Source organism: Streptomyces sp. NPDC060027, from assembly GCF_042737005.1.
Taxonomy (GTDB): Bacteria; Actinomycetota; Actinomycetes; order Streptomycetales; family Streptomycetaceae; genus Streptomyces.
Window position 1 is genome coordinate 1 of record NZ_JBHWVI010000341.1, and the last position, 6,453, is coordinate 6,453.

A 6,453-nucleotide genomic window follows, 5' to 3' on the forward strand; every position below is an offset into this window, starting at 1 on the left:
GCTAAGGGCCCGGTGACTTTGTCACCGGGCCCTTCGCGTACCACTCCATTGCCCTACAGAGCGCTGAATCCGACCTTGCGCTGCGTGGGCTCGCCGAGCTCCACGTACGCGAGCCGGTCGGCCGGAACCAGGACCTTGCGGCCGTGGTCGTCCACGAGGCTCAGCAGCTGCGACTTGCCGGCCAGCGCCTCGGACACCGCGCGCTCGACCTCTTCCGGGGTCTGACCGCTCTCCAGAACGATCTCGCGGGGCGCGTGCTGCACGCCGATCTTGACCTCCACGGCTTTGTCCCTCCGACGGTCAGTCATGTGCGCGTTCGTACGCGCCGTACGCAGCACACATTAGCCCGGTGAGGGGAGGTGCACGCTCCGCCAGGGAACGCCAGGAGCGAACATCCGACGGGAACAAAGAAGCGGCCGAGGGGTACGCCCCCGGCCGCCTCCTCCGTGTCAGTGATCGGTGCCGTGCAGCGGGAAACCCGCGATGCCCCGCCAGGCGAGCGAGGTCAGCAGCTGGACGGCCTGGTCGCGCGGGACACTGCGGTCGCTGTGGAGCCAGGAACGCGCCACCACCTGGGCCAGGCCGCCGAGGCCAGAGGCGAGAAGCATCGACTCGGCACGCGAGAGACCGGTGTCCTCCGCGATGACGTCGCAGATCGCCTCGGCGCACTCGTGCGTCACCTTGTCGACGCGCTCGCGCACCGCCGGCTCATTGGTCAGGTCCGACTCGAAGACCAGCCGGAAAGCTCCGCCGTCGTCCTCGACGTACGCGAAGTAGGCGTCCATCGTCGCGCGGACGCGCAGCGCGTTGTCCGTCGTCGACGCGAGCGCCGCCCGCACCGCGAGGAGCAGGGACTCGCAGTGCTGGTCCAGCAGGGCGAGGTACAGATCGAGCTTGCCCGGGAAGTGCTGGTAGAGAACCGGCTTGCTGACGCCCGCGCGCTCGGCGATGTCGTCCATGGCGGCCGAGTGATACCCCTGCGCAACGAATACTTCCTGGGCGGCGCCGAGGAGCTGGTTGCGTCGGGCACGGCGCGGCAGGCGAGTGCCCCGCGGGCGTGCTGCCTCTGTCTGCTCGATGGCTGTCACGCCGCCTCCCAAAATTGTCCACGTGCGGTGTGCGCCGCGCCGCCATCGTACTTTTCGGTAACCGTGCTGTGTGCGGTGCGAGCGCAGAATTTCACGGACCGGACGCCGACGGCGGCGGCGCACAGTGTGCCGAAGGGGACGAGCTGGGCACCAGGCCGTCCCCACGGCCTTGATCAGCGGTGTCGCGTCACCGGTAGTCGTCCTCGTTCAGCCGGACGACCCGGGCCTGCTCGGCGAGATCCGCCTCATCGGCGTTGAGGGGGTCGCCCGGGGGTTCCGGGTCGACATCGTCCGCGGGATCCAGCTCGGCGGACTGCTCGGCGGTGTCGGCCTCCGGGGCCTCCGCGCCGAGGATTTCCCGGAACTGGTCATCGAAAGTCCCGGGGTCTGTCGGGTCGACTGTCATGGTTCCTCTTCCCGAACGGGTACGAGTGCGCTCCTGATGTGCGTACGAGTGCCCTCGTTCGAAGCCTAGGAGACACGCGATCCGGACGCTATGCGATCCGCCCGCCATCTGTGACCGCGAACACATGAGCCCCCGCGTGATCGTCTCGTAACATTGCGGCATGTCTTCGACCGAACTCCCGCCCGCGCCTGCCGTGACCGTCCTGCCCAGGGTCGGCGCCGTCAGGGTCGCGGAAGGGGAGCGACTGCGATCGGTAGGGCTGCCCGGCATCACCCTGACGGTCCGGTCGAGACCGCCGTCGCGCGAGGGGCTGCCGGCCGCGCTGTACGTGCACGGCCTGGGCGGTTCCTCGCAGAACTGGTCGGCGCTGATGCCACTGCTCGACGGGCTCGTGGACAGCGAGGCCCTCGATCTGCCGGGCTTCGGCGACTCGCCGCCACCGGACGACGGCGACTACTCGGTCACCGGACACGCGCGCGCGGTCATCCGCTATCTCGACGCGTCCGGGCGTGGGCCCGTGCACCTGTTCGGCAACTCGCTCGGCGGAGCCGTCGCGACGCGCGTCGCGGCCGTCCGGCCGGATCTCGTCCGGACACTCACGCTGATCTCACCCGCGCTGCCCGAGATCCGCGCCCAGCGCACCGCGTGGCCGACCGCGCTGCTCGCGCTGCCCGGGGTGGCGGGGCTGTTCACCAGGCTCACCAAGGACTGGAGCGCCGAGCAGCGCGTACGGGGGGTGACGGCTCTCTGTTACGGCGATCCCGGCATCGTGACGCCCGAGGGGTTCCGCCACGCGGTCGAGGAAATGGAACGGCGACTCGCCCTCCCCTATTTCTGGGACGCCATGGCACGCTCCGCGCGCGGGGTCGTGAACGCGTACACGCTGGGCGGACAGCACGGACTGTGGCGTCAGGCCGAGCGGGTGCTCGCCCCGACGCTGCTCGTCTACGGCGGCCGAGACCAACTCGTCGGCTACCGTATGGCGCAGCGCGCGGCCCGTGCCTTCCGCGACTCCCGGCTGCTGTCCCTGCCGGACGCGGGGCACGTCGCCATGATGGAGTATCCGGAAACGGTGGCCACCGCCTTCCGTGAACTCCTGGCGGACCTGGGAGAGTTGACCTCCTCGGCGGCAGTCGGCGCGGAGAGCTGAGGCAGGAAGTGGGACGACACAGTCGTCGGGGGCGGGCCGAGAAGCCGGACACCTCGCGTACGCGAGCGGTTCCGGCGGCGGAGGCGGCACCGGACCCGGCGCCGGGCCCGGATCGCGCCCGCCGCGCGGCGGCGCAGCCGACCGGCCCCCTGGGCCCCTACCCGCCCGCGGGCGGGTCCCCGCAGCGAGACGTGCCGCGTTTCGACGAGGGGACGCCGGCGCACGGGTTCCCTCGCACCGCGGAGGGCACTCCCGCGCGGGGAGTGCCGCGTCTGCCGGACGGGACGCCGGCGCACGGGTTCCCGCGGACGGCGGACGGCACCCCCGCGCGCGGGGTGCCTCGATTCACGGACGGGACTCCCGCACAGGGCGTCCCTCGTTATGACGACGGCACCCCGGCACATGGGGTGCCGCGTTTTTTCGACGGGACCCCTGCCCATGGGATGCCGCGTCTGCCCGACGGAACCCCTGCGCACGGGCTGCCGCGTCTGCCCGAGGGGACTCCGGCGCACGGGCTGCCGCGTCTGCCCGACGGGACCCCCGCTCACGGGATGCCCCGGGTGCGGGGCGGGCATCCCGAGCAGCGTGAACCGGGCGGTGGCTGGGGGGAGTCCAGGGCCGGTGGGGCTCCTCAGGGCGCTCCCCCCGGACCGCGCGTCCCCCGGCAGCGTCAGGAGCACGTGGCGGCTCCCCGGCAGGCGTACGTCGACGCGTTCGACCTCGGTGCGGAGGGGACCGACGGCCTCTCGGCGTCGGGCGCGGGCGTTCCGGGGCGGAAGGCGAAACCCCGGGCCGCCGACCCCTACGGCTCCGTCACCGACTGGGACACCGGGTCCGCCGAGACCGGTGAACCCTCGCTGCCGGACGCCGAGGAACAGGCCGACGGCAAGGCCCGCAAGGGGTGGGCGTTCACCGGGATCGCGGCGGCCGCCGTCACCACCGTGCTGGCCGTCGTCGTGGCCGGACAGGTCGCCTCGGGACAGCACGACGCCGGTGCGCGGACGCAGGCCGCCGAGGACGGTGGCGGCCGGGTGACCCAGGACTCCGCCTCGCGCGGCGACGACCGGCCGACCCAGTCGGGTGCGCCGAACGTGGCCGCGGCCCCCCTGACGTACGACCAGCAGATGGCCAGGACGTACCCCCTCGGCGCGAAGCTCAAGGCGTCGGGGAAGTTCGACGCGGTGCCCGGAGTCGCCGAGGCGCCGGGCAAGGGGCGCAAGTACACCTACCGCGTCGACATCGAGAAGGGCCTCGGCCTCGACGGTGAGCTCTTCGCCGAGGCCGTGCAGAAGACCCTGAACGACCAGCGGAGTTGGGCCCACGGCGGCGCCCGCACCTTCGAGCGGATCCACTCCGGGAAACCGGACTTCGTCATCACGCTGGCGAGCCCGGGCACCACCGCCGAGTGGTGCGCCAAGTCGGGGCTCGACACCACGGAGGACAACGTGTCGTGCGACTCGGCGTCCACCGAGCGCGTCATGATCAACGCGTACCGCTGGGCCCAGGGCTCCACGACCTACGGTGACAAGATTCACGCCTACCGGCAGATGCTGATCAACCACGAGGTCGGCCACCGGCTCGGATTCGGGCACGTCACCTGCGACAAGGACGGCGAGCTCGCCCCGGTCATGCAGCAGCAGACCAAGTTCCTCGACCACGACGGAATCCACTGCCTAGCCAACCCCTGGGCCTATCCCGGGAGTTGACAGGAGGGGTCCGGGCCACGTTGACATGCGCCGAAAGATCGTTCATATTTTTCCGCATGTCGCCCCGTCACGCCTCCGCACGCGCCGCCCTTGAGCTGGCGCTCATCGGCGTGACCGCGCTCTGCGTGGCCGACATTCACTGTCGCTGACGCCCGCCCCCGGCGAGTGCGTCGCTTTCCTCCCGTCTTGTTCCGTGCGCCCCTGAATCTCCGATTCGGGGCGCCGGTGCCTCTTTCGGTCCGGTCGGACACCGACGCCTGACGCCCTGGGCGAGCTCCGCGCTCTCTTCCGTCTCGCCCCGCGTCAATCCGTCTCAGTATCCGAGCCTTTCCGAGAGGTCGTCTTCCGATGCGTCAACCGTCCCTCATAGCGCGCCGCGTGGCCGCGGCATCCGTCAGCCTGGTCGTGGCAGCGGGCGCCGCCGCCTGCGGCCCGGAGGACAACGATGCCAAGGGCTCCGGTGGCGACTCCCGGCCCCACAAGGGCGGCACGCTCACCGTCCTGAACTCCAATCCGCAGTCGGACTTCGACCCCGCGCGGCTCTACACCTCCGGCGGCGGCAACGTGCCCTCGCTCGTCTTCCGTACGCTCACCACCCGCAACCGCGAGAACGGGGCCGCCGGCGCCGAGGTCGTGCCGGACCTGGCCACCGACACCGGCCGCCCGAGCAAGAACGCGACCGTGTGGACGTACACCCTGAAGAAGGGCCTCAAGTTCGAGGACGGCACGCCGATCACCTCCGCCGACATCAAGTACGGCATCGAGCGCTCCTTCGCCGCCGAACTCTCCGGGGGCGCGCCCTATCTGCGCGACTGGCTGATCGGCGGGGCCGACTACCAGGGCCCCTACAAGGACAAGAAGGGCCTCGACTCGATCGAGACGCCGGACGAGCTGACCATTGTTTTCCACCTGGACAAGCCCGAGGGCGAGTTCCCCTACCTGGCCACGCAGACGCAGTTCACTCCCGTCCCGAAGGCCAAGGACAAGGGCACGAAGTACGAGGAGCACCCGGTCTCCTCGGGTCCGTACAAGGTCGTCAAGAACGAGAACGACGGCGAGCGCCTCACCCTGGAGCGCAACACGTACTGGTCCGCGTCGACCGACGCCGAGCGCAAGGCCTACCCGGACAGGGTCGACGTACGGTCCGGCCTGGACTCGTCGGTGATCAACCAGCGGCTGTCCTCCTCCCAGGGCGCGGACACCACCGCCGTCACCACGGACACCAACCTCGGCCCCGCCGAGCTCGCCAAGGTGACGGGGGACAAGGAGCTGGCCTCGCGCGTGGGCACCGGGCACTTCGGCTACACCAACTACATCGCCTTCAACCCGAAGGTGAAGCCGTTCGACGACCCGAAGGTGCGCCAGGCGATCTCCTACGCCATCGACCGCAGCTCGGTGATCAACGCCGCGGGCGGCTCGTCGCTCGCGGAGCCCGCGACGACGTACCTGCCGAGCCAGAAGTCCTTCGGCTACACGCCCTACGACCTTTTCCCGGCGGGCGAGTCCGGCAACGCGGCCAAGGCCAAGGAGCTGCTGGCCGAGGCGGGCCACAAGAACGGCCTGACCGTCACGCTCACGCATTCCAACAGCAAGGACTTCGAGACCAGCCCGGAGATCGCGACCGCCATCCAGGACGCGCTCAAGAAGGCCGGCATCACCGTCAAGCTCCAGGGTCTCGAGGACAACGACTACAGCGACAAGATCCACAGCGCCAAGACCGAGCCGGGCTTCTTCCTCGCCCACTGGGGTGCCGACTGGCCCTCCGGCGGTCCCTTCCTGGCCCCGATCTTCGACGGCCGGCAGATCGTCAAGGACGGCGCCAACTTCAACACCGGCTTCCTCGATGACAAGTCGGTCAACGACGAGATCGACGCGATCAACAAGTTGACCGACCTCGACGAGGCCGCCAAGCGCTGGGGGGCGCTGGACAAGAAGATCGGTGAGCAGGCGCTGACCGTGCCGCTGTTCCACCCCGTCTACAAGCGCCTGTACGGCAAGGGCGTCAAGAACATCGTGATCAGCGACTGGACCGGCGTTCTGGACATCTCCCAGGTCTCGGTGAAGTAGCGCCGTGAGCGAGGCACTTCTCGCCTCCCCGGCCCC

General features: G+C 70.3%; 7 protein-coding genes. 4 read left to right on the forward strand and 3 right to left on the reverse strand.

Features of this window, described 5'->3' with window-relative positions; genetic code table 11:
- Window positions 1-53 precede the first annotated feature (53 nt).
- The 3 genes from ACFWBT_RS40875 to ACFWBT_RS40885 form a co-directional block, all read right to left on the reverse strand.
- The gene (locus tag ACFWBT_RS40875) at window positions 54-281 is read right to left on the reverse strand and encodes a DUF3107 domain-containing protein (RefSeq protein WP_028801993.1); all 228 of its coding nucleotides are present in this window, start codon (window positions 279-281) and stop codon (window positions 54-56) included.
- 168 nt (window positions 282-449) lie between these two features.
- On the reverse strand, window positions 450-1,088 hold the full coding sequence (locus ACFWBT_RS40880; RefSeq protein WP_385709289.1) for a TetR/AcrR family transcriptional regulator: 639 nt from the start codon (window positions 1,086-1,088) through the stop codon (window positions 450-452).
- A gap of 187 nt (window positions 1,089-1,275) precedes the next feature.
- Window positions 1,276-1,494, reverse strand: coding sequence for a hypothetical protein (locus ACFWBT_RS40885; RefSeq protein WP_266762475.1), 219 nt, complete (start codon window positions 1,492-1,494; stop codon window positions 1,276-1,278).
- A 160-nt stretch (window positions 1,495-1,654) separates the two neighbouring features.
- On the opposite strand from ACFWBT_RS40885, the gene ACFWBT_RS40890 reads away from it, so the two are divergent.
- The 4 genes from ACFWBT_RS40890 to ACFWBT_RS40905 all read left to right on the forward strand — a co-directional run bounded on the left by ACFWBT_RS40890 (window position 1,655) and on the right by ACFWBT_RS40905 (window position 6,417).
- The gene (locus ACFWBT_RS40890) at window positions 1,655-2,644 is read left to right on the forward strand and encodes an alpha/beta fold hydrolase (protein ID WP_385709293.1); all 990 of its coding nucleotides are present in this window, start codon (window positions 1,655-1,657) and stop codon (window positions 2,642-2,644) included.
- Between the two features lie 8 nt (window positions 2,645-2,652).
- Window positions 2,653-4,350: a DUF3152 domain-containing protein gene (locus ACFWBT_RS40895; RefSeq protein ID WP_385709296.1), complete on the forward strand. Its 1,698-nt coding sequence runs from the start codon at window positions 2,653-2,655 to the stop codon at window positions 4,348-4,350.
- 56 nt (window positions 4,351-4,406) lie between these two features.
- Window positions 4,407-4,499: an Ms4533A family Cys-rich leader peptide gene (locus tag ACFWBT_RS40900; RefSeq protein WP_323178788.1), complete on the forward strand. Its 93-nt coding sequence runs from the start codon at window positions 4,407-4,409 to the stop codon at window positions 4,497-4,499.
- A 199-nt stretch (window positions 4,500-4,698) separates the two neighbouring features.
- Complete coding sequence (locus ACFWBT_RS40905) at window positions 4,699-6,417, forward strand: ABC transporter substrate-binding protein (RefSeq protein WP_385709300.1); 1,719 nt, start codon at window positions 4,699-4,701, stop codon at window positions 6,415-6,417.
- The last annotated feature ends 36 nt before the right edge of the window (window positions 6,418-6,453 follow it).